Genomic DNA, 21,658 nt, shown 5'->3' on the forward strand with positions numbered 1-21,658 from the left:
AATGCCGTTATTCCGAACCATTCTTGGCATTGCGTGCCTGTCAGTCCTGATGGGCTGCGCGTCGGTGCCGGATGGCGCGATACTTGCTGAAGAACCGGCCAGCGGCGCTCAGGAAAAGACGCTTCGTATCGCTGTCATCGGGGACCGGACCGGAGGGCACCGGCCGGGCGTGTTTAGCAACGCGATGGGCAAGCTTGAACTGATGGACCCGGACATAGTGCTATCGGTTGGCGATCAGATCGAAGGATATGTCGCAGACGAAACAGAAATCCGCCGCCAGTGGGATGAAGTCGAGCAAATACTGGAACCTTTTGGTGACCGCTTTCACGCGGTCCCGGGCAATCATGATTATGCCAATGACGTTCAAGCGCGCATCTGGCGCGAGAGGCGCGGCCCACCTTTCTGGAGCTTCGTTCAGGATGGAGTGCTGTTTGTCGGGTTGTCGACCGAAGACCCGCCTGTCAAGCTACCCGACTATGCGATAGAGGGGCACCGGCGGTTGCAGGAGGCAATGCGGCGTGACCCATCGGCTACACAGCAACGGATACTGGATGCGTCGCGGGCGCGGACCGACAATCCCAAACCGGGAGAAGTTGCGATCAGCGATGAGCAGGTGAACTTTGTTCGCCAAACACTTGAGAAATATCCGGATTCGCGATGGACTTTTCTCATCATGCACAAGCCGGCGTGGAACTATAACAACGCCAATTTTGCACGGATCGAACAATTGCTTGCAGGGCGGTCATTCACCGCAATCGCGGGGCACGAACATTACTATGGATATGACCGAAGGGGGGAGCGTGACTTCCTTACCTTGTCAACAACCGGCGGCGTCTGGCTGAAGGACGGTCCCGGCCGTGTCGACCACATATTGTGGGTGACCTTGCGCGATGGCAAACCGGGTTTTGCCAATATCAGGATTGACGGTATCTTTCCCAAATCCGGGCCGATCGCCGACTGATCTCATGGCACATTCTGCCTGACATCAAAATGTGAGTTCAGGAGGTGTTCGCGGACTGGTGCCGGTGTTTTCGCCGGCTTCGCTTTCCGCAAAATGGCTCGAATACTTCGCCCCGATGATGGAAAAGCGCGGCGTGTCGTTTTTCGTTTTGGTCATGCTCCACCGATGTTAACGCATTGGCCATCGGGAGAATTTCACATGGCGTTATTTACCACCATCCATTTGCATAACGTAGCTGACGCGAAGGAGGAGGCTTACGCACAATGGTTTGATGGCGATCACCAGGCTGATCTCGCTCGCCTGCGCGGGTTCAAGAGTGCGGACCGTTACGAGATTACACAAGAGCAAATCATGCCGGATATCGCCCAACCGTGGCGTTTCATGAGCGTATACGAATTCGATTATCAATCGCCCGAAATCGATTTGCCTGCGCTCGGCCCGCTATTGGCCGAATCCCGTGACAGTGGCCTAATCGATGATACAGACCAGTCAGAACGCATTTACAGCTACCGGATGTATTCGGACTGGGTGTTCAGCGGAAACTATCAGTCCGATCAGCCATTTTCGGGCGTGTCGATCATTCTGGCAAACTTTGTTGCCGGCCGTGAAGCAGAGTATCACGAATGGTACGATAATGTGCACGCGCCGGAAGTAACAAAAGTGCCCGGCAAAGTGGGCATGAAGCGCGGAAGATTGTCTGACATACAGGTTGAGCCGCGCCGATATTGCCCAGGCAGCGAGCTCGTTTTCTGCGCGCAGCAAACCGATGATCTTTTGTTCACGGTAAAGGACTTCAGCGCCCGCGCGCGCGGCGTCAGCCCATCGGGAATAGCATTTCAGGAACGATCAACGGCAGGATCCTTTGCGCGCACCGTTCACTACTTTCGCAGGATCAGTGGAGGCGCTTTCTGGAAAGGCGGGGTGGCTTATTATGGCGACCTTTCGGTGTATCCCGCTGACTTTGCGAGACCCGCCTAGAAAGCGCCAAGCATCGCGCCTGCGATCATACATCGCGCCTGCGATCATACATTACGGGCATTGGCATATGTCCGATGAGCAAGCCTAAACTGGCTTTAAAGAGGAATTTATGACCAAGACAATTGCAATTACAGGTGGTGGCGAAGGACTGGGGCGTGTGCTTGCCAGACGTTTCGCGGCAGATGGTGACCGTGTCATCTTGCTTGGGCGGACTTTTGCCAAGGTGGAAGCTGTCGCAGAAGAACTGGGCGAGCCGCATTTCGCCGTCCAATGCGATGTTACCGATCCCGATTCAGTACGAAGCGCATTCAAAACTATCGGCGAAAAATGCGACCGGCTGGATGTGCTGGTCAATAACGCCGCATCTTACGAGCCATTTGAGCTTTCGGACGTGACCGACAGCCAACTTGCCGCCACGATCAATACGAATCTGGCTGGACCGATCCTGTGCGCACGCGAAGCGCTGCCATTGCTGCAGGGCGGGGGGCATGTGGTCAATGTCAGTAGCGAAAGTGTCCGTCTGAAATTCGCGATGCAATGGCTCTACACGGCGACGAAGGCCGCTCTCGAAGTGTGCTCGGAAATGTGGACTCGCGAATTGGAGCCGCAAGGTGTTCGGTCGACAGTCGTCCAATGCGGGCAAATGTTCGATGAATCAAAGACCGGTTCGACATGGCCGATGGAAGTCGCCATCAAATTCATGGAAGAAAACATGAAAGTAGGCATCGATGTCCGAAATCGTCCATTGTCGCACTTCAAATCGGTAGCCGAAGTGTTCCGCGCGGTGATCGATACCCCGCCGGATGTTCACCTCGGAATCGTGACAATCAGTGGAAACCGCCCGAGCGACGGTCAAACAAAGGGAAACAGCTGAGATGATCCTGCGCGACGCCAATTTGTATATTGATGGACAATCCCGTGCCGCAGAAGGCGGGAAGACCTTTGATGTAATCGGCCCATGGACGGGCGAAGTGGTCGGCAAAGCAGCCGATGCTTCGGCATCCGATGTCGATGCTGCTATCTCTGCTGCACGCCGCGCATTTGACGAGACCGACTGGTCGACCAATGCCGAACAACGCGTTGCACTGGTCACACGGCTGCGAGAGCTTTTTGAAGAAAACCGCGATCGCCTCGCCGAACTGGCCAGAGTCGAAGCGGGCGCCGCAATGGGTGCGGTGGGCCGTGCGCATGTCGATATGGCGCTGGACGGTTGGGACGACAATCTGGCGCTTTTCCCGCAAGTCGAATGGGAAAAGGACTATGGCACGCGCGAGGGCTACGGATTTACCAGCCGCCGTAAGGCGGTGCGTGAAGCAATCGGCGTGGTCGGGGCCATCACGCCTTGGAATGTCCCGCTTTATGTAAATGTCGGCAAAGTGGTCGCAGCCTTGCTTGCTGGCTGCACGGTTATCCTGAAGCCCGCGCCGGATACCCCGGGTATGGGCGCGATCTTTGGCGAGCTGGCAGAGCAAGCAGGCTTCCCGCCCGGAGTTCTCAATGTCGTGTTCGGAAGCGATCCGGCGCTCGCCGGCGAGATGCTGGTAACCGATCCCCGCGTCGATCTCATCAGCTTCACCGGATCAACCGGTGTCGGCAAACGGATTATGGAACAGGGCGCGGCGACGCTGAAACGGGTGTTCCTCGAACTGGGCGGCAAGTCGGCCAAAATAGTGCTGGAAGACGCGTCTGAATTCGCAACGGAAATCGCGCATTCGATGTTGGTCTTTCATGCCGGGCAGGGCTGCGCAGTCCAATCGCGCCTGCTGGTTCACAAAAGCCGCTACGAAGAAGCCAAGCAAATCCTCGCGCATGCCTATGCCGGTTTCGGCGATAGTTGGGGTGAGTTCGACAATCCCCAACACATCATGGGGCCGGTTGTTTCGCAGCGACAGATGGAGCGCGTCTTGTCCTATATCGAGCTGGGCCAGGAAGAGGGCGCGACATTGTTGGCCGGCGGCAAGGCCCGCCCGGACAAGGGTGATGGCTTCTTCATCGAGCCCACCGTTTTCGTCGATGTCGACAATGAAATGCGGATTGCACAGGAAGAAATTTTCGGACCTGTTCTTGTCGTGATACCTTTCGAAGACGATGATGATGCGGTACGGATCGCCAACGAAAGCGATTATGGCTTGTCTGGCGGGGTTGCATCAGACGACTTTGATCGGGCAATGGCAATCGCCAAACGGGTCCGGACCGGATCCATGAGCGTGAATGGCGGCATGTGTATTGCCGGCGATATTCCGTTCGGAGGGTATAAGGCGAGCGGCATGGGCCGCGAATGGGGGGTTGAAGGGATCGAAGAGTTCCTTGAAACCAAATTGATCGCTTGGCGTGAATAGGGATGGAACTGGGGTTGAACCAAGAGCAGAACAGAGTGCGTGTCGCGCTTGACCGCGCTCAACGTGCAAAAGTGGTTCACAACCTGCAGGGGCAAAAGCTTGGCCGTAAAGGCCAAATTACCCGCGCCAAGATTATCGCTGCCGCGCAAGAATTAATCGCGGAAAGCGATGACCCCAATATCTCGCTAAGCGCTGTGGCCCGCGTGGTCGGCATCGGGATGACTTCGCTCTATAATTACTTCGCTGACCTGTCAGAGCTGGTGCTCGCTCTGCTGGAATTGGCGATGGAAGATGCTGACGAGGCCTACATCCATCATTTGTCCGAGCGGTGGAGCGATGAAACCCTGGCGGAGGATTGCCGCAAATTTGTGACCAACTTCGCCGAGTTCTGGGCGAGAAACGCAAATCTTTTGCATGTCCGCAATTACCTTGCCGACCAGCGAAACCAGCAGATGATCCACCACCGTGTTCTTGCGGCGAAACAGGTTGGCCTGCTGCTTACCATGCAAATGGATACGGAGCCCGATGGGCGCGACTCCATGACCCAAGGGATGGCTACGGCGCTTTACATCGCGATTGAACGGGTGTCCTCGGTGCTTAACAACGGTGATCTGCCTGCGGATGTCGACGGAAGCTTCAGGCCGAAGAGCACATTCCTGCTCGAAGCGCAGTCGCATCTTCTGGAAATGGGCTTGCGCTCGATGAGAGAGCAGAACCGCGGCTAGCGCGGATCAAGACTTCTTGTTGCCCAGCTTGGCAATGTAATCGTCGATCCGTTTGCGATAGGCCGGGTTCAGCATCAGCGCGCTGTTGGCCATTCGCTCTACATGCCGCCCCTGTTCACGGCCCAGATCGGCAGCAAGCTCAATCGCGATTTTGGCTGCACCCATTTGTTCCGGATCGCTCTTGGTCAAATGGCGGCAAAAATCGAGGGATGCTTCCTCAAACCCGTCATCTGGTGTGACATCGTGCACCAGGCCCATGATCAACGCCTTTTGCGCATCTGCTTTCTTGTTGCCCATAATCAGCCAACGTGCCCAATGGGGGCCGCACAGGCGCGTCAACCGGCTTACCCCGTTGGAGGCCGGAAGAACGCCGAACAGCCCTTCCGGAAACGAAAATTCGGCGTTTTCGGATGCGAGGCGGAAATCGCACGAGAGCGCAAGTTCAAGCCCGCCGCCCACGCAGGTCGAATGGATAGCGCAGACGATCGGCTTTTCGATATGTTCCATCTCGTCATAGATGCGGTGCATACCATGCAGTCCGATCCTGTGATTTTCCCTGATCTCGGTCGCCGTTTGCGGGCGAGGGCGGTCGGAACTTCCTTTGAGATCCGCGCCAGAGCAGAAAAAGCGCCCCGTTGCGCGAACCAGCAGGACTCTGAGTGCAGGATCGTCCCTGAAACGGATCAGGGCCTGTTCGAACAGCTCCATGGTCTCGCCCGAAAGCGCATTGAGCTTGTCGGGGCGGTTCAATGTCGCGATCAGGATGCCATCGCGTTCTTCGGTCAGCAGATGCGGTTCGTCACTCATAGATATAACCCTAGGCCCGGGTCCGCGGCAGGCCAAGTCCCCGTTCGGCGATCATTGATCGGTGCACTTCGCTTGTACCGCCATAGATCTTTGTCCCGTGGGCGTGGCGGTAGGACTGGTTGATAAGCGCAGCAGCGCCTTTGCGTTTGGTCAGCGATAATGGCGCGGTAAGGTTCATTAGATCGCGCGCATCATCCATAAATCGTTCGGACGAAAACATTTTGGCCATCGGGCCGTATGCCAGATTGGGTTTCTTCTCGACACCGGCCCATGTTGCGCGATGTTCAAACAACAGGGACACTGCCACGTTGGCCCGCGCCTTCATAAGGCGCTGCTGTGCATCAAGGGTTTCGATCAGTTTCTGCCCCATACCGGTATCGATTTCGCTGCAAAGCTCTTCGGCAGCTTCGACAGTATGTAGCATAGGGTTGGAAAACCCTCCGCCATGCTCGAGCTCGAGTGCAAGCGACATCGTGCGGACACCGCCATCCACCTCGCCAAGCCGCCAGCTGTCGGGGATCTTGACGTTATCGTAGAAGGTTATGTTGGTCCGTTCGTCCTGGAAAGTGTGGACTGGCTGGATGGTCACGCCTTCCGCTTTCAGCGGGACAATGAACATCGTCAGCCCCTTGTGTTTCGGGACTTCCGTGTTGGTGCGTGTCAGCATCAAGACATAGTCAGACAGGTTCGCCCCGCTGGTGAACATCTTGGTGCCGTCGATACGCCACCCATTGCCATCGGGAGTAGCGCGTGTTTGGGCAGCGAAAACATCTGAACCGGCCCCGGGTTCGGAATAGCCGAGGCTGGCGATTGAATCCCCTGACATGATTTTTGAAAGGACTTCTTCCTTCAATTCGTCCGAGCCGGCGCGTGAGATCATCAGGCCGACCATTTCGGCAACGCCCGCCGCTGGATTGTTGTAGCCGTGACGATCGAATGTCCGTCGTGCCGCAGCCTTGGCGTAAGGGCCTATGCCGCGCCCGCCGAGTTCAGGGCTGGAGAGAAACATCAGCTTCGCCTCGATCAGCTTCTTGTGAAGCTCCGGAACCCAACCTTCCCAACTGTAGTGGAATTTTTCACGCATTTCAGGCGTGACATTGGCGTCCATGAAGGCGTCGATTTCGGCCATCACGTTGCGGGCTTCCTCGCCAATATCAAATTCGATTGGCAGGTCGCCCACATCGGGCAGGTACACGCTTGTCTTGCCATAATGGCGCGTGGCCGCTTCGCCGAGAAGCAATTGAGGATCGCCCCAGACCAAGGGCCATGAGCGGGCGCGCAATGTGTAAAGGTAGATGTCATATTCGGTGGTCAGGCCATAGCCGCCAAAAGTCTGGAGCGATTGGCTGACGGCCTTTCCGGCTGCGTCGATATTCCACCACAAACACGTCGAAACTTGCGCCGCTGCATCGGTTTCGTTGTCGGCAATGGCGCGCATTGCCTTCCATGCAAGCAGCTTGCCGCCATCGACTTCGCAAAGTCGGTCCGCGAGCGGATGGCTGATCGCCTGAAATTGGCCGATCAGTTGGCCGAATTGCTTGCGTTCGCTGGCATATTCAGCCGCCATTTTGAGCGCCTGCCGACCGAGGCCGGCGAGCGCGACCGAAGTCAGCAGTTTCCATTCTTCGATGGTGGCTTCGAAAAGCGCGGCTGCTTCGGGCCCCGAGGCAAGCGGGGTCGATTTTGCCGACGCCAGATCGACTTCGGCCAAGCTGTCCGATGCGAGATTCTTTTCCGCAGGGCGTGCCTCGCTTGGTACTTCGTACAGGACAACCTCGTCGCCGCGACGCCCGATGACGATCTCGGCGACTGTACCGCCTGCAACAAATTGTGATGGACGCGAAGCCGTGTCGTGCAAAGCTACCGAAGCCACGGTTCCACCCGATACAACGTTTGCCAGACAGTCCGCCGCATTGTCTGTCCCCAGCATTGCTATCAATCGCGCGGCCAGGAGGGTTTCAGCGATAGGTCCAAAAGGCAGTTTCCGCCCGACTTCTTCCATCAGAACAGCGGCATCGAAAGTGCCGAGGCCGAGACCGTCCTGTTCCTCTGGCACGCGGAGAAGAAATGCGCCCAGTTCCGCAAGGCCGGCCCAAACCTCCTTGTCAAAACCGGATTTCTCGGACTCGCGCAGGCGTTCGGGTGTGCACTTGTCATCAAGCAGCCGCGCGAAGCTCTCGCGCATCATTTCCTGATCTTCGGTCAAATCGAAGTTCATAATATTACTCCGACTTTCTTCCTCGCCTCATCATCTTGCTGATATCGACTTGGCCGGTGGCCAAACCGCCCATGAAACCACCATCGACCGGGAAGACGACGCTGTTTACGACAGAGGCAAGATCGCTGTTTATGAGGACCAGTCCGCCGGCTTGCTCCTCTGCAGTGGTGTATCGGCCGAGCGGTTCCGCAGCCGCGTCAACGACGTCCTTGCCCGATGCCTCGTGAAACTGCTTCATCATCGGCGTTTCGGTTGGCGAGGGGAGAGTGCAATTCATACGGATCCCCTGCTTGATCAGGCGCGCGCCCATGAATTGGGTCCAGACGATCACGTTCTCTTTTGAGAAAGAGTAACCTTCGTTGACCGTTTCCATATTGGCTTCGCACCATTCTACCGCAGCATCCCAGCCTTGGGTTGTCACGAATTCCATATTGGTGGGGATGCGCCGGCTCCATCCCAGCCCGCCGGTCGATGCGATGTTGGCAATTGCGCCTCCGTCAGCCATCAAGGGCAGAACCTGTTCGGTCAGATGGCGCAGGCCGATGAAATTGACTTTCATGATGTCCATCGCCGGAAACCCGGTCGGCAAACCTGCGCAGTTGAACAGCGAATCCACCTTGCCACCGATCGCGCTTACGCCGGCTTCGATTGATGCCGGATCGCGCAGGTCAATCTGGTTGAAGGAGGCTAGCGGAAGATCGCATTCCTTGAAGTCCAAGCCATGGACTTCTGCGCCGAGCTCGCCGAGCATCTTGGCCGTAGCATGGCCCATACCGGAATAGCACCCGGTCACGACAACCCGTTTGCCCTTGTAACCCAAAATGTCGGTCATTTACGCACTCCTTCTGGCCAGAACCATTGACCGCTGATGCCAAACTGATCGCAGTCAGCCCAGCAACGATCAATGCCCGGAACGCCAAATCGCGGGCGCGATATGCTCTAATTCACCAAACGAGCGGAAGTTCGTGCGGGCCGATAACGCCGCCCATCTTGTATTCGACCTGTGTTCCCGGCTTTGCCTTGAAACGGGGAATGCGTTTGAGCCATTCTTGCAAAGCGATTTTGACTTCCAGCCGGGCCAAATGAGCCCCCATGCAGCTGTGTACGCCAACTGTGAAAGCGAGGATGATCTTCTTCGGCCGATGGAAATCGACCTTGGTCGGGTCGGGAAAGACGTCCGGATCATAGTTGCAGGCGGGTAGAATGCTGGTGACTTTATCACCCTTCTTCATCTGCACCCCACGCAGTTCGATATCCTGCTTCACGGTTCGCCCGGAGAAAGTGACCGAGAACACCCGAAGCAGCTCTTCGACCTGCGCGTTGATATTGTCCGGATCGTCGATGATTTCCTGACATTTATCCGGGTTTTCAGCGAGATAATTCCAGATGTTGTTCAGCGTCGCGAAGACCGTATCCAGCCCGGCAATGAACAGGAATATAACAAATCCGAACTTCTCTTTCGCAGAGATAGGCCGATCATCGATCTTGGCGTGGACAATCTTGCTGACCAGCCCGTCATCGGGATTGGCTTCTTTTTCTGCAATTTGACCCTGCAGATATTCGGTAATCTTGGCCATTGTTGCGGCCATCACTTCGCGGTCATTTGAATGCAGAAGATCGACCGACCATTCAACAAACGTATCGCACATATCGCGCGGCAAGCCCATCAGGTCGAGGAACACCAAGACCGGCAATGGACGGCCGAACTGTTCGGGGAAATCGCACTCTCCCTGATCGATGAAATCATCGATCAGTTCATTGGCCAGGTTTCTGATCCTGTCTTCCCAACCCAGCACTGCCTTTGGCGAGATGTACGGGTCAACGATGTTGCGATACTTCCGGTGATCAGGCGGATCGAATTCGATCGGAATGAAGTTGAAATAGTCTTCTGGATTGCGGGGGAAGGGGGTTGCATCCTCGGTGCTAAAATATTCGGCGTGCCGAAGTGCGAACAGCGCGTCCTCATGCTTGGTCAGGACCCACGCGTTCCCAAAGGGCGTAACGTCATAGAAGATCGGTGGAAACCGGTCATGCATGGCCGGAAAGAACTTGTAGGGATCGGCGAGGAATTCGGGGCCGTAAATAATGCCCGATTGCCGGATCAAGTCATGGGGGACGTGGTCGGGCACCTGATCCATCCCGATCCGGCGGGTTACCTTTGGCGGCGTCGGGTTGGTAGGATCAAATTTCATTGTTCGAGGTCCTCTGGCCGGAGTTAATATTGCGCTTCTGGAAGGTGGACGACAAGTCCATCAAGATCGTCGGTGAGTTCAATCTGGCAAGACAATCTGCTGGTCGGCCTGGTGTCGCTCGCGGTCATTTCAAGCATATCGCGCTCGTCCTGCGAAGTTGGCGTACCCGCTTGGTCGGCCCATGCATCATCGACATAACAATGGCAGGTCGCACAGGCGAGACCGCCCCCGCATTCGGCAACGATGCCTTCAACCCCGTTGTCCAGCGCGCCGCGCATCACGGAATCGCCGTTCTCAATATCAGCGGACTGGCTTTCGCCAGTGTGGGAAACATAAGTGACCTTCGGCATAAATCCTCTCGTGCGAGCCATGAGAACAGCGTTCTCGTAATTTCTGTTCTATCGTGATAGACGGGAAAGGAAAGAGCGAAACCGTAGGAGGTGAGCTGTGCATGACATAGATATCGCCTCGGCGGAGCAACTCCCGGCTGTCGCAGACAAGCGTGCGGCGATTGTTGCAGCGGCGAACGATCTGTTGCTGGAGCGCGGTCTCGATGGTCTGACGATCCGTGCGGTTCTTTCCCGCACAGGGCTGGCGCGCCGGGCATTCTATGATCTTTTCGCGACCAAGGATGATCTGGTGCTGGCGCTGTTCGAGGCATCGCTATCCGATGCTGCCGCGCTGATGAAGAAAACGGGTCGCGAGCTGGATGGGCCCGTCGACCGGCTTGACCTGATCATCCGGACGATTTCGGTTCGCGGCGCGGTGGAGGTCGAAGGCACCAGCCCGCAAAGAGATCGGCGCGGCGCGGCCTTCAGCCGCGAACATATGCGGCTTGCGCAGGAACGCCCGGCCGAATTGCGACGCGCGACCAAACCTTTGATCGACCTGATCATGCAGGTTGTGCAAGAGGGGATCGGCGAGGGGCAATGGCACAGCGCAGACCCTTCGCGATCTGCGCGTTTCATCTATAATTTGGTTTCAACGACTGTGCAGACCGAATTGCTTGATCCCGGAAACACGGCATCAGACCGCGCGGAACGGGAAAAATTGGCAGACCAATTGGTCGCGTTTTGTGTAAAGTCGCTATCGCGCTAGGCGTGGATGTCCTGCACTTCGGCAAGCACTTGCTCTGCCAATTCAGGACGGCAAATCAGAAGATCGGGCATGTAAACATCGCGCTGGTTGTACACCAGCGGCGAGCCGTCAATGCGGGAACAGTGCAATCCGTGGGCCAGCGCGACTGCGACGGGGGCGCAGCTGTCCCATTCATACTGCCCGCCCGAATGGAGATAGATTTCCGCCTCACCGCGCACGATGGCCATCGCTTTGGCGCCGGCGCTACCCATTTCCACCAATTCACCGCCAATGCGTTTGGCCACTTCCACTGCTTCTTTGGCAGGACGTGTCCGGCTCACCACCAGTCGCGGAACATTGGCAGCTTCGGCCAAAGGCGCGGGTTGATCGGTGCGCAGGACCAGATCCAGTCCGGGCAGAGCGACCGCGCCAATCTCCGCCATTCCGCCGATGGATAATGCCACATGCACGGCCCAGTCTGTTCGCGCTTCCCCGTACTCGCGCGTCCCGTCGACAGGGTCGATGATCCAGGTTCGCTCCTTGGACAAGCGCTCTTCGGTATCCTTGCTCTCTTCTGACAACAGGCCGTCATCTGGACGCAAATGCTGCAAGGCATGGATCAGAAACTGGTTCGCGGTCTGATCGCCCGCCTTACCCAGCGCCTTTCCTTCGATCAGTCCGGATTTCCGGACGTCGATCAACAATTGGCCCGCAGCTTGAGCCAGGGCGGCGGCGAGAGCGGCATCGCTCATGGTGCTTGGATCATCAGTCATTTGAGCGGCGTAATCTTGCGGACGATGAATTCTGCCGCTTCGGCGGGAGACATTTCGACCGTGTTGACTGTGATGTCCGCATTTTCAGGCGGTTCATAGGGGCTATCGATCCCCGTAAAGTTCTTGAGCTGCCCATCGCGCGCTTTCTTGTAGAGCCCTTTTACATCGCGTTCTTCGGCAACTTCGAGAGGGGTGTCGACAAAGATTTCGATGAACTCGCCATCGGGCAACATGTCGCGCACCATCTGGCGCTCTGCACGGAAGGGGCTGATGAAAGCAGTGAGCACTATCAGGCCCGCATCCGCCATCAGCTTGGTGACTTCGCCGATACGACGGATATTCTCGATCCGGTCGGCATCGGTAAAACCAAGATCCTTGTTCAGCCCATGGCGGACATTGTCACCGTCGAGAAGGAACGTGTGCCGGTTCATCAGGTTGAGAGCTTTTTCGACTTCATTGGCAATGGTCGATTTGCCCGATCCGGAAAGCCCGGTGAACCACAAAACCAGCGGTTTCTGGTTCTTCAGACTTGCATGCTCTTCCCGTGTGACCGCGGTTGGCTGCCAATGGACGTTCTGCGCGCGCCGCAAGCTGAAATGTAGCATTCCTGCGCCAACCGTGCGATTGGAAATTTTGTCGATCAGGATGAAACCGCCGAGCGCGCGATTTTCGCTGTAGGGTTCGAAAATCACCGGTTTGTCAGTGGTTACCTCGGCAACGCCGATCGCGTTGAGATCAAGCGTCTTTGCCGCCAGATGTTCCAACGTGTTGACATTGATTTCGTATTTCGGCTCCGCAATCGTTGCTGAAACTGTCTGGCTAGCCAGCTTCATCTGGTAGGCACGCCCCGGAAGCATTGCTTCATCATCCAGCCAGACGATCGTGGCTTCAAACTGGTCGGACACTTCGGGTGGGGCATCCGCCGCCGCGATCACATCACCCCTTGAACAATCGACTTCATCGTCCAGACAAATGGTCACCGATTGACCTGCCTGTGCTTCGTCCAGGTCTCCGTCGAATGTGGTGATGGATTTGACCGTGCTTGTCTTGCCCGATGGGAGAACCCGCACGGGATCGCCGGGTTTCACAGCCCCGGTAGCGATCAATCCGGAAAACCCGCGAAAGTCGAGATTCGGGCGGTTCACCCACTGAACCGGCATGCTCAGCGGCAATTCGGCGTCATGTGCTGCATTGATCTCTACCGCTTCCAAATGGGCAACAAGCGGCGGCCCTTTGTACCAGGGAGTGTTGGCCGAGGGAGCGGTGATATTATCGCCCTTGAAGCCGGAAATCGGCATGGCAGTAAAATCGGTAATCCCGATTTCATCGGCAAAGGCAGCATAATCGGCAACAATGGTGTCGTATTTGTCCTGATCGTAATCGATCAGGTCCATCTTGTTCACTGCCAGCACAATGTTTCGAATGCCCAGCTTCTGGCAAAGGAAGCTGTGCCGCCTGGTCTGGACGAGCACGCCCTTGCGCGCATCCACAAGGATTACCGCCAGATCAGCAGTGGACGCGCCAGTCACCATGTTGCGGGTATATTGTTCATGCCCCGGGCAATCCGCGACGATGAATTTGCGATTCTCTGTCGCGAAAAAGCGATAGGCTACGTCAATCGTGATACCTTGTTCACGTTCAGCGGCCAGACCATCGACCAGCAACGCAAAGTCGATTTCCTGTCCCTGCGTTCCCACTTTCTTGCTGTCGGTTTCGAGTGCCGCCAACTGGTCCTCGAAAATCATCTTGGAATCGTAGAGCAGCCGGCCGATCAGCGTCGATTTGCCGTCATCCACACTTCCGCAAGTAATGAACCGCAGCATGGTCTTGTGCTGATGCTTTTCGAGATAAGCGTCGATATCCTCAGCAATGAGGTCTTCGGTTTTGTAAATTTCGCTCGACATCAGAAGTAGCCCTCCTGCTTCTTCTTCTCCATCGACGCGTCTCCCGAATCCTTGTCGATTACCCGCCCTTGCCGTTCAGAAGTTGTCGTCAAAAGCATTTCCTGAATAATTTCGGGCAGCGTCGCGGCTTCGCTCTCTACCGCTCCGGTAAGCGGGAAGCAGCCGAGTGTTCGGAAGCGGATGGACCGTTCGGTGATCTCGGGGCGGTGGCCCAGAACTTTCTCCAGACGGTCGATATCGTCCGCCATGAACAGCCCGCCTTCATACTCGAACGTTGGACGTTTGGCCGAATAATAGAGCGGGACAATCTCGATATTTTCGAGATGGATGTATTGCCAGATGTCGAGCTCGGTCCAATTCGACATCGGAAAAACGCGAATGCTCTCGCCCTTCTTTTTGCGAGCATTGTAGAGATTCCACAGCTCAGGCCGCTGGTTTTTGGGGTCCCAGCCATGGCTGGCGGTGCGGAAAGAGAACACGCGCTCTTTCGCCCGGCTTTTTTCTTCGTCGCGCCGCGCTCCCCCGAAAGCCGCATCGAAGCCGTATTTGTCCAATGCCTGCTTCAACCCCTGGGTCTTCCACATATCGGTATGGAGCGGACCGTGGTCGAAGGGATTTATTCCTGCTTCCTCCGCCTCAGGATTGCGGTGCACGAGAAGCTCCATTCCCGCATCCTTCGCGCTCTTTTCGCGCAGATCATACATCGCCTTGAATTTCCATGTCGTGTCGACATGCAACAGCGGGAAGGGCGGCGGCGAAGGATCAAAAGCCTTCTTGGCAATGTGCAGCATCACCGCGCTGTCCTTGCCGATCGAATAGAGCATGACGGGCTTCTCGGCCTCGGCGACCACCTCGCGCATGATATGGATCGCTTCGGCTTCGAGCCTTTGCAAATGGGTCAGTGGCGCGTTCATGCAGCTTGCTTTCTTCTGAATCGGTAGGGGGTCATGCGTTGAATTCGATCATGACCTTGGCTGATTGCGGATCGGCCGCGATTTCCAGGCCCTCGATTACTTCTTCGAACGGAAGGTGATGGCTGATAAGCGAAGCAATGGTGTCCTTGAGACGCGGCATCGCCGCAATCACTTGCGGAAATTCGTCGGGATATCCGACCGCTGTGGTGATCGTCATTTCACTCGTCAGCATAGCTCCGGCGGGCAAATCTATCGGTTTCAGATAGGCCGCGGTGATAACATGGCGTGCATGTTTCTTCGCCATCGTAACAACGTCTGCGAGAATGGAGGGGGCACCAGCGGCGTCGATGTAGGCATCGGTATCAGCGCGCTCGCGATTGAAATATGTATGGCTCCCGTGGAGCTCCTTGATCCGTGCTTGCACATCTTCCGAACCCGGATTGATCGTTTTCGCGCCCAGCTGTCGCGCGCGCTCCAAGCGGCTTTCGGCCAGATCCAGTGCGATAACGTCGCACCCGCGATCAATCGCCCACATCACCATTCCCAGGCCAATAGGACCGCATCCGAAAATCGCGATCTTGTCACCTTTGCCGACTTCGGCGCGGTTGACGCCATGCAGCGCTACGGCAAGCGGCTCACACATCGCGGCGACATCAAAGGGAATATCCGCCGGGATCGGCAAAATACTGTCATTCAGCCGCGCATCGCGGACCAGCAGTTCCTCTGTAAATGCGCCTTCCGGCCCACCGCTCCCGATGAAGCTTGGCGTGTTCATCGGGTTGACGATCACCGGTTGACCAACCGAAAGTCCGTCAACTTCCGATCCGACTTCCATGATCTCTCCCGAGCCTTCATGCCCCAACGGCGTTGGCTTGCCTGGCCCCGGAATTCCGCCATTCTTGATATAGGATAGATCGCTGCCGCAAATGCCGCAGGCTTTCATTTTGACGACGACATCCCTCGGCCCTGCTTCGGGGCGTTCATACTCATCAAGAGCCACGCTATTTACATCGTGAATGTTCAGCAGTTTCATTGCTTGTTCCCTTGGGGTTTAACCCGCGATCATATCGCCGCCGTCGATCGTCAGCGTTTGGCCTGTCATGAACGAAGATGCGTCGGACGCCAGGAAGGCACCGACGCCTTCAAAATCTTCGGGGTATCCAACCCGCCCGATCGGCATTTTGGGCCCGAACATTTCCGCCATTGCCTTTTCATTGGCCTCTCCGCCCATCATCGGCGTCATGATGAGCCCTGGCGCCACGACATTCGCGCGGATCTGATGCTTGCCAAATTCTGCCGCCATGCAGCGGATCACGCCGGCGACAGCACATTTGGAAGCAGCATAATTCTGCTTTCCCGGCAGGCCGCGGAACAGCGACAAGCTGCCGCAGCCGACGAGGCTGCCACCCGGCTCACCGCCTTCGGCGCGGGCGACCATGTGGCGTGCACCTTCACGCAAAGTAATGAATGCGCCGTGCAGCGCGACATCCAGAAACTTGTGCCACGCATCGGTAGGCATGTCGAAAACAGAATTGAATCCCGGAGGCCCGCCGGAATTGGCAAAAACGCAATCGACCCTTCCGAAATCCGCGAGCAATTTGTCATAGCCCGCCAGAATGTTTTCTTCAGAAGAAACGTCGACCACATATGTTTCGACGCGCTGCGCACCGGCATCGAGCAGGTCCTGCTTTGCCGCTGCGTTCTTTTCTTCGTTGCGCGCCCAGATGGCGAGCGATCCACCTTGTTTGGCGATACCTCTCGCGAAGCCAAGTCCGATGCCGCCATTACCACCGGTAACGAGAGCCACTTTGCCAACACAGTCAAATAGATCAGACGCCATTAAATCCTCCAGTTTGCGGACGTATCATGGCGCGCTGCACAGCCGCTGACTAGCCTTGGCTACATCGCGGTTGCGATCACTGTTCCACAATCCGCCACGAGGCGGGACTTGACCGCCACGGCGATGCTAAATGGGCCGAAGTTTCGGCGCTAACCACGGAGTATTCATGGCAATTGGACAGCACTATCAGAACGCCTACGTCACCCGCGATATCGCAGCCGGGGTCAAGCGCTTCCAGGATCATTGCGATCCGCGTCTGGTGATAGAAACCGAAGTCGAAGTGCCGCTATGGACACCGCAGGGCGATGGCACCGGCAAGCAGAAACTGGCCTTTATCTGGGTCGAAGATTTGAACTACGAGCTGATCCAGCCGGTAAGCGGCGATGTTCTGTCGCTCTATTCCGACGCTTTGCCCGACGACGACAGTCTCGTGTTCCATCATGTGTGTCACCGCGTCGATGATTGGGATGATCTTATGCGATATATCGAGGCGCAGCCTTTTGAGGTGGTGCTTCGCGGCGGATCAGCCGAACATTTGCAATTCTGCTATATCGATACGCGCGATTGGTTGGGCCATTACACCGAATATGTATGGGCTTCGCCAGAACGCTGGGCGCAATTGGGCGGTCGCTAGGGCAAGCTATCCGCATTCGTCGCACGATCAGCGGGTGCTCGCGTAAACCGCAAGCGCGGACGGGTGGCAGCGTGCTTTGCTTCGTCCGACCCTTGAACCTCCTCGGCATGGCCGACATGGGCATAGGCCAGCAAAAGCTGCATCAAATTCTCGTCCGCGGCGTCGAAATTCGCCAAACCTTTTTCATCAAGCTGGTCCAAGGCCTGATTGGCCAATGGGGCAATCACCCGATGAAACGCGGCGCGCTGCTGTGCCGGAACGGTCGTGCGCAGATTGTCGCGCTGTGCAGCCGTGTTTGCTGACCAAATTGCAATAAACGGCTCAAGCGCTTCGAAACCCTTCGGGAGCTTCCGGCTCATGACCCGTTTCGCTCTGCTTGGTAGGCGTGCACCTTTTCTTCGACGACATTAAACAAATGCCGGCACAGCGATTCCTGCGTCTGCATGTGGATGTGCTCTAGCGCGCCGCTTGAGATTCCGCGCTGTCCGGCTTCGATCACGGCGGTGTCTTCGCAGTGAACATCGTGCGCGGTGACCATAATTGCCTCGCGGCCAAAACGCTCGCTCGCGCTGCCATCCTCATCGACCCAATAGAGGCGGATCACGCCCCGCGATTTCTCCGCGCTTATCGGATAGACCACATGAACAAAGTTCTGGACCGGCGTGCCGAACATGAAGAAGCTGGGGAAGAGAGCAAAATATTTCCGCCCGGCATCGGTGTTCAGGAGGCCTTTTTCCATCGCTGCGGGGATCGTCCGGCCAAATCCAAGTTCCTGCACCGCTGGCGCGGAAGCATCGGGGTTGCTCCAGATGGTCTGGGTTCGATGGTCACCGTGAAAATCGACTTCAGCGGGATAGCCGAACGGATTGTCTTTTCCGCAAGCCGCCCCGCCGCTGCGCGGATGAATAAACCGCAGGTGATAATTTTCCTGGAAGTTATCGTAAGTCAGCTTCCAGTTCGCATCGATTTCATAAACATATTCGCTGAATGTCGTGGCGCGGGCGACGGGCAACGACTCCATCTGGGTGACAAGGTCCCCCAATTGGTCACTAAGAGCTTCGGGTTCCTTGGAAAAATTGACAAAGATCAGCCCGGCAATGACTTCAAGCGCCACCTGTTTGAGCGCGCAATCTTCTTTGGCGACATGGAATTGCTCAAAGTCCGGAGCGGAAACCAGTTCACCGTCGGACCCAAACGTCCACATGTGATAGGGGCAAGAAAACCGGGTGCGCTTCCCCTGCGCCTCTTCAACCAGCTGTGTTCCCCGATGGGTGCAGACATTGTGAAACGCGCGAAGCTTTTCATCTTTGCCTCTGACGATCAGCAGCGACGCTTTCAGCACCTCCAGTTCGCGGCGGATAAAGCTGCCTTTCTCCGGCACTTCGCAGATATGGCCGACGCACATCCAGCTACGCCGGAAAACGGCCTCGCGTTCCAGTTCGAACCAGTCAGCATCGTAATAGGGTTTCGCCGGAATGGGGCGCGTGCCCAAGAACGCGACACGTTCTTGCGAAACCTGCTCAAAGGCTTTGCTTTCAGCGTTCATCGATCTGCTCCGACCTTGTGAAGGCCAATTTCGGCTGGTTCAAACAGAGCCGGTAAAGTGCCAAGTCCGATTGGCGCGTTTTCTACGCAGCTGCCGAGAAAATCTCGCCTTCGTCATAAGTGCTGGTTTCGCACTCACGCACTGCATCGCGGAGCATTGCAATGAACTCCTCCGGATTGGCGCTTTCGCCCGGCTCGTAAACAAGGCCGAGTGCGAGCGGACGTGTCTCCCCATTGCCGGGGATCAAGACCGCGCAGCAATCGGCGATAGAGCCGTAACCCATCCGGCCAATTGCAAAACCGCAATCGCGGGCGCGTTCGACTTTTTCGACCATCTCCCGATAGTCGAATTTGTTCTCATCGCTCGCTTCTGCATTGAGGCGGCGGATCATCCCTTCGCGGCGGCTCTTTTCGATAGTGGAAAGGAGCAAAAGGCCGGCAGCGGTATTTGTCAGGTGTTCCTGCATACCGCCAAAGATGCCTTTGGGATTGCTCGATTTGAGCGGTGGCTCGCCATTGTGCCAGCAGAAGATTTGGCTTTCGAGACCGACGACACCAAAGATACCGACCGAGACGTGTGTTTGTTCAGCCAGCCGGTCAACCAACCGGTTGAGGCGTCCATCACGAACGAAATCGGGCTGTGCAAGAGAGCCCAAAATCGCGGCGCGCGGCGTCAGTGTGTAGGAACGGGTTTCCAGATCTTTGTAGAGTAGGCCGAGTTCAACAAGGCTGGAAAGCAGCTCGGAAGTGCTCGACTGCGGCCGACCGTAACGACGGACAATGTCCATGACGGTTGCGGTTTGGTGCTCGTGGTCAAAGTAATCGAGGACCTCGACGACTCGCTTGGCGATTTTTGCCTTGTTTGACTGTGTTGCCGGCATCCGAATCTCTCCCATTCGTTTTATCTAATGAACAGGAGTGTTGACTAAACCTTCCGTACCGTCAAGAAAAAAATGAGACCCTCTCGTTTTTGTGTCGCTCGGGCGATATAGAGGCCGGAAACTTCGAAGGGAATCGAGTGTCTTAGGCATTCATGCTTCGAAGATGTTGGACACAAATATTCGGTGAAGCTTTTGCGAATCCCACTTTTCAAGCCGCTGGCACCCCTGGGCGAAACCTTGTTCCGCCGGGTCTGGAGCGCGAGTGTACTGAGCAATCTCGGTCAACTGATTCTGGGTGTCGGGGCTGCATGGGAGATGACCCGGCTTACCGATTCGCCAGCGATGGTTGCCTTGGTACAAACCGCGCTCATGCTACCGCTGATGCTGGCTTCTGTTCCTGCTGGCGCGCTTGCCGACATGTTCGACCGCCGCAAGGTTGCAATTGCCGGATTGGTGGTTGCCGGTGTGTTTGCGACATTGCATGCCGTCCTCGCCTATTCCGGCCTTCTTTCACCTTGGACGATCCTGGCATTCTGCTTTCTGATTGGCAGCGGGGTTTCGCTCTACAGCCCGGCATGGCAGGCTTCGATCAGCGAACAGGTCAGCCCGGATAATCTCCCCGCGGCGATCGCGCTCGGTTCGATCAGCTATAATCTGGCACGCAGCTTCGGCCCGGCTTTGGGCGGACTGATCGTGCTTGCCTTTGGCGCGCAGGCTGCGTTCGCGGTGAACGCAATCTTTTATTTGCCACTCCTTTTCGCCTTTCTGCTTTGGCGCAGACAAGCGATCATTCCGCGATTACCGCCAGAGGGAGTTGGCCGGGCAATGGTCTCCGGCGCGCGGTATGTTTCGCATTCGCCCTTGCTCAGAAAGATTGTGGTGAGGTGCGCTGCTTTCGGTTTTGCAGGGGCGACCGCAGCGGCGCTGGCCCCGCTGATTGCGCGCGATATGCTGAACGGCGATGCCTCGACCTATGGAGTGCTCTTGGGTGCAAGCGGGGCAGGGGCGGTTGTGGGGGCGCTGATGGTTTCCTGGGCGCGCAGCAGATGGAAGACCGATATAGTCACCTCGGCAATGATGCTGGTGACCGCCGCGGCCCTTATGATCGCGGCGACCAGTCAGAACCTGTTCCTGACCTGTGTTGCAATGTTCGCCATTGGCACTGCCAATATGTTGGTCATTGCGCTGTATAATGTGACAGTGCAACTGGCCGCCCCGCGCTGGGTTCTCGCCCGGGCGTTGTCACTTTTTGGCGCCAGTATGACCGGCGGCATTGCCGTTGGCGCGTGGGCATGGGGCGTGCTGGCGAACGAGACTTCGGTGACCACCGCGGTCGTAGCCTCCGGCGTGATGATGGCAATATTGCCGCTAATATCCTGGTTGCTGCCGATAGAAGAGAAATCGAACGACACAGCTGAGACGGTTTCGATCGGATTTGAACCGGATATTGCGCTGCCTATCACGCTACGGTCCGGACCGGTCGTCATCGAAATTGACTATCGTGTCGATCCCGATGACGCCCGCGAGTTTTACGACGCGGCGCTGAAGTTACGGCCGTTGCGCTTGCGCAATGGCGGATATGACTGGTCGCTGTCTCGTGACATTGCCGATCCCGGCCTTTGGACTGAACGATATTCGTGTCCGACCTGGGCCGACTATCTGCGTATCAGAGACCGCCACACCGCAGCAGACGTTGCCGGGCAGCAAGACGTATCGGTTTTTCTGGTGAAAGACTGTCCCCCCATCGTCCGCCGGAAGCTGGACCGGCCTTTCGGATCGGTAAGGTGGAAGCATGACAGCGTCGATCCGAAGAAAGATCGACAAATGACAATTGCGCCCTGATCAAAAAAGCAGCCGATTTTTTTAAGCG

At 56.7% G+C, this 21,658-nt stretch carries 22 protein-coding genes; 8 read left to right on the plus strand and 14 right to left on the minus strand.

Annotation, left to right across the window (positions count from 1 at the left end):
- Position 1: 1 nt before the first annotated feature.
- Positions 2 to 961: a metallophosphoesterase family protein gene (locus GRI41_RS03960; RefSeq protein ID WP_160603464.1), complete on the plus strand. Its 960-nt coding sequence runs from the start codon at positions 2 to 4 to the stop codon at positions 959 to 961.
- Positions 962 to 985: 24 nt separating this feature from the next.
- Here GRI41_RS03960 and GRI41_RS14375 read toward each other — a convergent pair whose 3' ends face one another.
- The gene (locus GRI41_RS14375; RefSeq protein WP_268893178.1) at positions 986 to 1,117 is read right to left on the minus strand and encodes a hypothetical protein; all 132 of its coding nucleotides are present in this window, start codon (positions 1,115 to 1,117) and stop codon (positions 986 to 988) included.
- 42 nt (positions 1,118 to 1,159) lie between these two features.
- On the opposite strand from GRI41_RS14375, the gene GRI41_RS03965 reads away from it, so the two are divergent.
- From GRI41_RS03965 to GRI41_RS03980, 4 genes are all read left to right on the plus strand, one after another.
- The gene (locus GRI41_RS03965) at positions 1,160 to 1,939 is read left to right on the plus strand and encodes a hypothetical protein (protein WP_160603465.1); all 780 of its coding nucleotides are present in this window, start codon (positions 1,160 to 1,162) and stop codon (positions 1,937 to 1,939) included.
- Positions 1,940 to 2,048: 109 nt separating this feature from the next.
- Complete coding sequence (locus tag GRI41_RS03970) at positions 2,049 to 2,813, plus strand: SDR family oxidoreductase (RefSeq protein WP_160603466.1); 765 nt, start codon at positions 2,049 to 2,051, stop codon at positions 2,811 to 2,813.
- Position 2,814: 1 nt separating this feature from the next.
- Entirely contained in the window at positions 2,815 to 4,278 is a 1,464-nt protein-coding gene (locus GRI41_RS03975; protein ID WP_160603467.1) for an aldehyde dehydrogenase family protein, read from the plus strand.
- A 35-nt stretch (positions 4,279 to 4,313) separates the two neighbouring features.
- Positions 4,314 to 5,003 carry a TetR/AcrR family transcriptional regulator gene (locus GRI41_RS03980; RefSeq protein WP_160603468.1) on the plus strand — a complete coding sequence of 230 codons (690 nt, stop codon included), beginning with the start codon at positions 4,314 to 4,316 and terminating at the stop codon, positions 5,001 to 5,003.
- 6 nt (positions 5,004 to 5,009) lie between these two features.
- On the opposite strand, the gene GRI41_RS03985 is transcribed toward GRI41_RS03980, so the two are convergent.
- The 5 genes from GRI41_RS03985 to GRI41_RS04005 form a co-directional block, all read right to left on the minus strand.
- Positions 5,010 to 5,810 carry an enoyl-CoA hydratase/isomerase family protein gene (locus GRI41_RS03985; protein ID WP_160603469.1) on the minus strand — a complete coding sequence of 267 codons (801 nt, stop codon included), beginning with the start codon at positions 5,808 to 5,810 and terminating at the stop codon, positions 5,010 to 5,012.
- Between the two features lie 10 nt (positions 5,811 to 5,820).
- The gene (locus tag GRI41_RS03990) at positions 5,821 to 8,028 is read right to left on the minus strand and encodes an acyl-CoA dehydrogenase (protein WP_160603470.1); all 2,208 of its coding nucleotides are present in this window, start codon (positions 8,026 to 8,028) and stop codon (positions 5,821 to 5,823) included.
- 4 nt (positions 8,029 to 8,032) lie between these two features.
- A complete protein-coding gene (locus GRI41_RS03995) occupies positions 8,033 to 8,860 on the minus strand; it encodes a coniferyl-alcohol dehydrogenase (RefSeq protein WP_160603471.1) in 828 nt (275 codons plus the stop codon).
- 112 nt (positions 8,861 to 8,972) lie between these two features.
- Complete coding sequence (locus tag GRI41_RS04000; protein ID WP_160603472.1) at positions 8,973 to 10,220, minus strand: cytochrome P450; 1,248 nt, start codon at positions 10,218 to 10,220, stop codon at positions 8,973 to 8,975.
- A gap of 23 nt (positions 10,221 to 10,243) precedes the next feature.
- Complete coding sequence (locus GRI41_RS04005) at positions 10,244 to 10,591, minus strand: 2Fe-2S iron-sulfur cluster-binding protein (RefSeq protein WP_456238410.1); 348 nt, start codon at positions 10,589 to 10,591, stop codon at positions 10,244 to 10,246.
- Between the two features lie 76 nt (positions 10,592 to 10,667).
- Here GRI41_RS04005 and GRI41_RS04010 point away from each other — a divergent pair, with 76 nt between their 5' ends.
- Entirely contained in the window at positions 10,668 to 11,318 is a 651-nt protein-coding gene (locus tag GRI41_RS04010) for a TetR/AcrR family transcriptional regulator (protein WP_328600509.1), read from the plus strand.
- On the opposite strand, the gene GRI41_RS04015 is transcribed toward GRI41_RS04010, so the two are convergent.
- Genes GRI41_RS04015 through GRI41_RS04035 form a run of 5 tightly spaced genes read right to left on the minus strand, consistent with a single transcriptional unit; the run spans position 11,315 to position 16,728 of the window.
- A complete protein-coding gene (locus GRI41_RS04015; protein WP_235901051.1) occupies positions 11,315 to 12,070 on the minus strand; it encodes a 3'(2'),5'-bisphosphate nucleotidase CysQ in 756 nt (251 codons plus the stop codon). The genes GRI41_RS04010 and GRI41_RS04015 overlap by 4 nt on opposite strands.
- The gene (gene cysN / locus GRI41_RS04020) at positions 12,067 to 13,974 is read right to left on the minus strand and encodes a sulfate adenylyltransferase subunit CysN (protein WP_160603473.1); all 1,908 of its coding nucleotides are present in this window, start codon (positions 13,972 to 13,974) and stop codon (positions 12,067 to 12,069) included. The genes GRI41_RS04015 and cysN overlap by 4 nt, the downstream gene beginning before the upstream one ends.
- The gene (cysD, locus tag GRI41_RS04025; RefSeq protein WP_160603474.1) at positions 13,974 to 14,888 is read right to left on the minus strand and encodes a sulfate adenylyltransferase subunit CysD; all 915 of its coding nucleotides are present in this window, start codon (positions 14,886 to 14,888) and stop codon (positions 13,974 to 13,976) included. Before cysD ends, cysN begins: the two co-directional genes overlap by 1 nt.
- A gap of 31 nt (positions 14,889 to 14,919) precedes the next feature.
- Positions 14,920 to 15,921 (minus strand): zinc-dependent alcohol dehydrogenase, encoded by a 1,002-nt coding sequence (locus tag GRI41_RS04030; protein WP_160603475.1) that lies wholly within the window; start codon positions 15,919 to 15,921, stop codon positions 14,920 to 14,922.
- Positions 15,922 to 15,939: 18 nt separating this feature from the next.
- Positions 15,940 to 16,728, minus strand: a complete 789-nt coding sequence (locus GRI41_RS04035) for an SDR family NAD(P)-dependent oxidoreductase (RefSeq protein ID WP_160603476.1) — start codon at positions 16,726 to 16,728, stop codon at positions 15,940 to 15,942.
- Positions 16,729 to 16,894: 166 nt separating this feature from the next.
- Between GRI41_RS04035 and GRI41_RS04040 the strand changes: the two genes are divergently transcribed.
- On the plus strand, positions 16,895 to 17,362 hold the full coding sequence (locus GRI41_RS04040; protein WP_160603477.1) for a VOC family protein: 468 nt from the start codon (positions 16,895 to 16,897) through the stop codon (positions 17,360 to 17,362).
- Here GRI41_RS04040 and GRI41_RS04045 read toward each other — a convergent pair.
- The 3 genes from GRI41_RS04045 to GRI41_RS04055 form a co-directional block, all read right to left on the minus strand.
- Entirely contained in the window at positions 17,359 to 17,721 is a 363-nt protein-coding gene (locus GRI41_RS04045) for a hypothetical protein (RefSeq protein ID WP_160603478.1), read from the minus strand. The two genes, GRI41_RS04040 and GRI41_RS04045, sit on opposite strands and share 4 nt — an antisense overlap.
- Positions 17,718 to 18,908, minus strand: a complete 1,191-nt coding sequence (locus tag GRI41_RS04050) for an aromatic ring-hydroxylating oxygenase subunit alpha (protein WP_160603479.1) — start codon at positions 18,906 to 18,908, stop codon at positions 17,718 to 17,720. The genes GRI41_RS04045 and GRI41_RS04050 overlap by 4 nt, the downstream gene beginning before the upstream one ends.
- A gap of 82 nt (positions 18,909 to 18,990) precedes the next feature.
- Positions 18,991 to 19,788 (minus strand): helix-turn-helix domain-containing protein, encoded by a 798-nt coding sequence (locus tag GRI41_RS04055; RefSeq protein ID WP_160603480.1) that lies wholly within the window; start codon positions 19,786 to 19,788, stop codon positions 18,991 to 18,993.
- A gap of 192 nt (positions 19,789 to 19,980) precedes the next feature.
- Between GRI41_RS04055 and GRI41_RS04060 the strand changes: the two genes are divergently transcribed.
- Positions 19,981 to 21,630 carry an MFS transporter gene (locus tag GRI41_RS04060; RefSeq protein WP_160603481.1) on the plus strand — a complete coding sequence of 550 codons (1,650 nt, stop codon included), beginning with the start codon at positions 19,981 to 19,983 and terminating at the stop codon, positions 21,628 to 21,630.
- Positions 21,631 to 21,658 lie beyond the last annotated feature (28 nt).

Source organism: Pontixanthobacter aquaemixtae (assembly GCF_009827395.1).
GTDB lineage: Bacteria > Pseudomonadota > Alphaproteobacteria > Sphingomonadales > Sphingomonadaceae > Pontixanthobacter > Pontixanthobacter aquaemixtae.

Excerpts from the sequence above, each read along its gene's own strand:
- GRI41_RS03960 (WP_160603464.1), top strand. The coding sequence starts at position 2 with ATGCCGTTATTCCGAACCATTCTTGGCATTGCGTGCCTGTCAGTCCTG.
- GRI41_RS14375 (WP_268893178.1), bottom strand. The coding sequence starts at position 1,117 with ATGACCAAAACGAAAAACGACACGCCGCGCTTTTCCATCATCGGGGCG.
- GRI41_RS03965 (WP_160603465.1), top strand. The coding sequence starts at position 1,160 with ATGGCGTTATTTACCACCATCCATTTGCATAACGTAGCTGACGCGAAG.
- GRI41_RS03970 (WP_160603466.1), top strand. The coding sequence starts at position 2,049 with ATGACCAAGACAATTGCAATTACAGGTGGTGGCGAAGGACTGGGGCGT.
- GRI41_RS03975 (WP_160603467.1), top strand. The coding sequence starts at position 2,815 with ATGATCCTGCGCGACGCCAATTTGTATATTGATGGACAATCCCGTGCC.
- GRI41_RS03985 (WP_160603469.1), bottom strand. The coding sequence starts at position 5,810 with ATGAGTGACGAACCGCATCTGCTGACCGAAGAACGCGATGGCATCCTG.
- GRI41_RS03990 (WP_160603470.1), bottom strand. The coding sequence starts at position 8,028 with ATGAACTTCGATTTGACCGAAGATCAGGAAATGATGCGCGAGAGCTTC.
- GRI41_RS03995 (WP_160603471.1), bottom strand. The coding sequence starts at position 8,860 with ATGACCGACATTTTGGGTTACAAGGGCAAACGGGTTGTCGTGACCGGG.
- GRI41_RS04000 (WP_160603472.1), bottom strand. The coding sequence starts at position 10,220 with ATGAAATTTGATCCTACCAACCCGACGCCGCCAAAGGTAACCCGCCGG.
- GRI41_RS04005 (WP_456238410.1), bottom strand. The coding sequence starts at position 10,591 with ATGGCTCGCACGAGAGGATTTATGCCGAAGGTCACTTATGTTTCCCAC.
- GRI41_RS04015 (WP_235901051.1), bottom strand. The coding sequence starts at position 12,070 with ATGACTGATGATCCAAGCACCATGAGCGATGCCGCTCTCGCCGCCGCC.
- cysN (WP_160603473.1), bottom strand. The coding sequence starts at position 13,974 with ATGTCGAGCGAAATTTACAAAACCGAAGACCTCATTGCTGAGGATATC.
- cysD (WP_160603474.1), bottom strand. The coding sequence starts at position 14,888 with ATGAACGCGCCACTGACCCATTTGCAAAGGCTCGAAGCCGAAGCGATC.
- GRI41_RS04030 (WP_160603475.1), bottom strand. The coding sequence starts at position 15,921 with ATGAAACTGCTGAACATTCACGATGTAAATAGCGTGGCTCTTGATGAG.
- GRI41_RS04035 (WP_160603476.1), bottom strand. The coding sequence starts at position 16,728 with ATGGCGTCTGATCTATTTGACTGTGTTGGCAAAGTGGCTCTCGTTACC.
- GRI41_RS04040 (WP_160603477.1), top strand. The coding sequence starts at position 16,895 with ATGGCAATTGGACAGCACTATCAGAACGCCTACGTCACCCGCGATATC.
- GRI41_RS04045 (WP_160603478.1), bottom strand. The coding sequence starts at position 17,721 with ATGAGCCGGAAGCTCCCGAAGGGTTTCGAAGCGCTTGAGCCGTTTATT.
- GRI41_RS04050 (WP_160603479.1), bottom strand. The coding sequence starts at position 18,908 with ATGAACGCTGAAAGCAAAGCCTTTGAGCAGGTTTCGCAAGAACGTGTC.
- GRI41_RS04055 (WP_160603480.1), bottom strand. The coding sequence starts at position 19,788 with ATGCCGGCAACACAGTCAAACAAGGCAAAAATCGCCAAGCGAGTCGTC.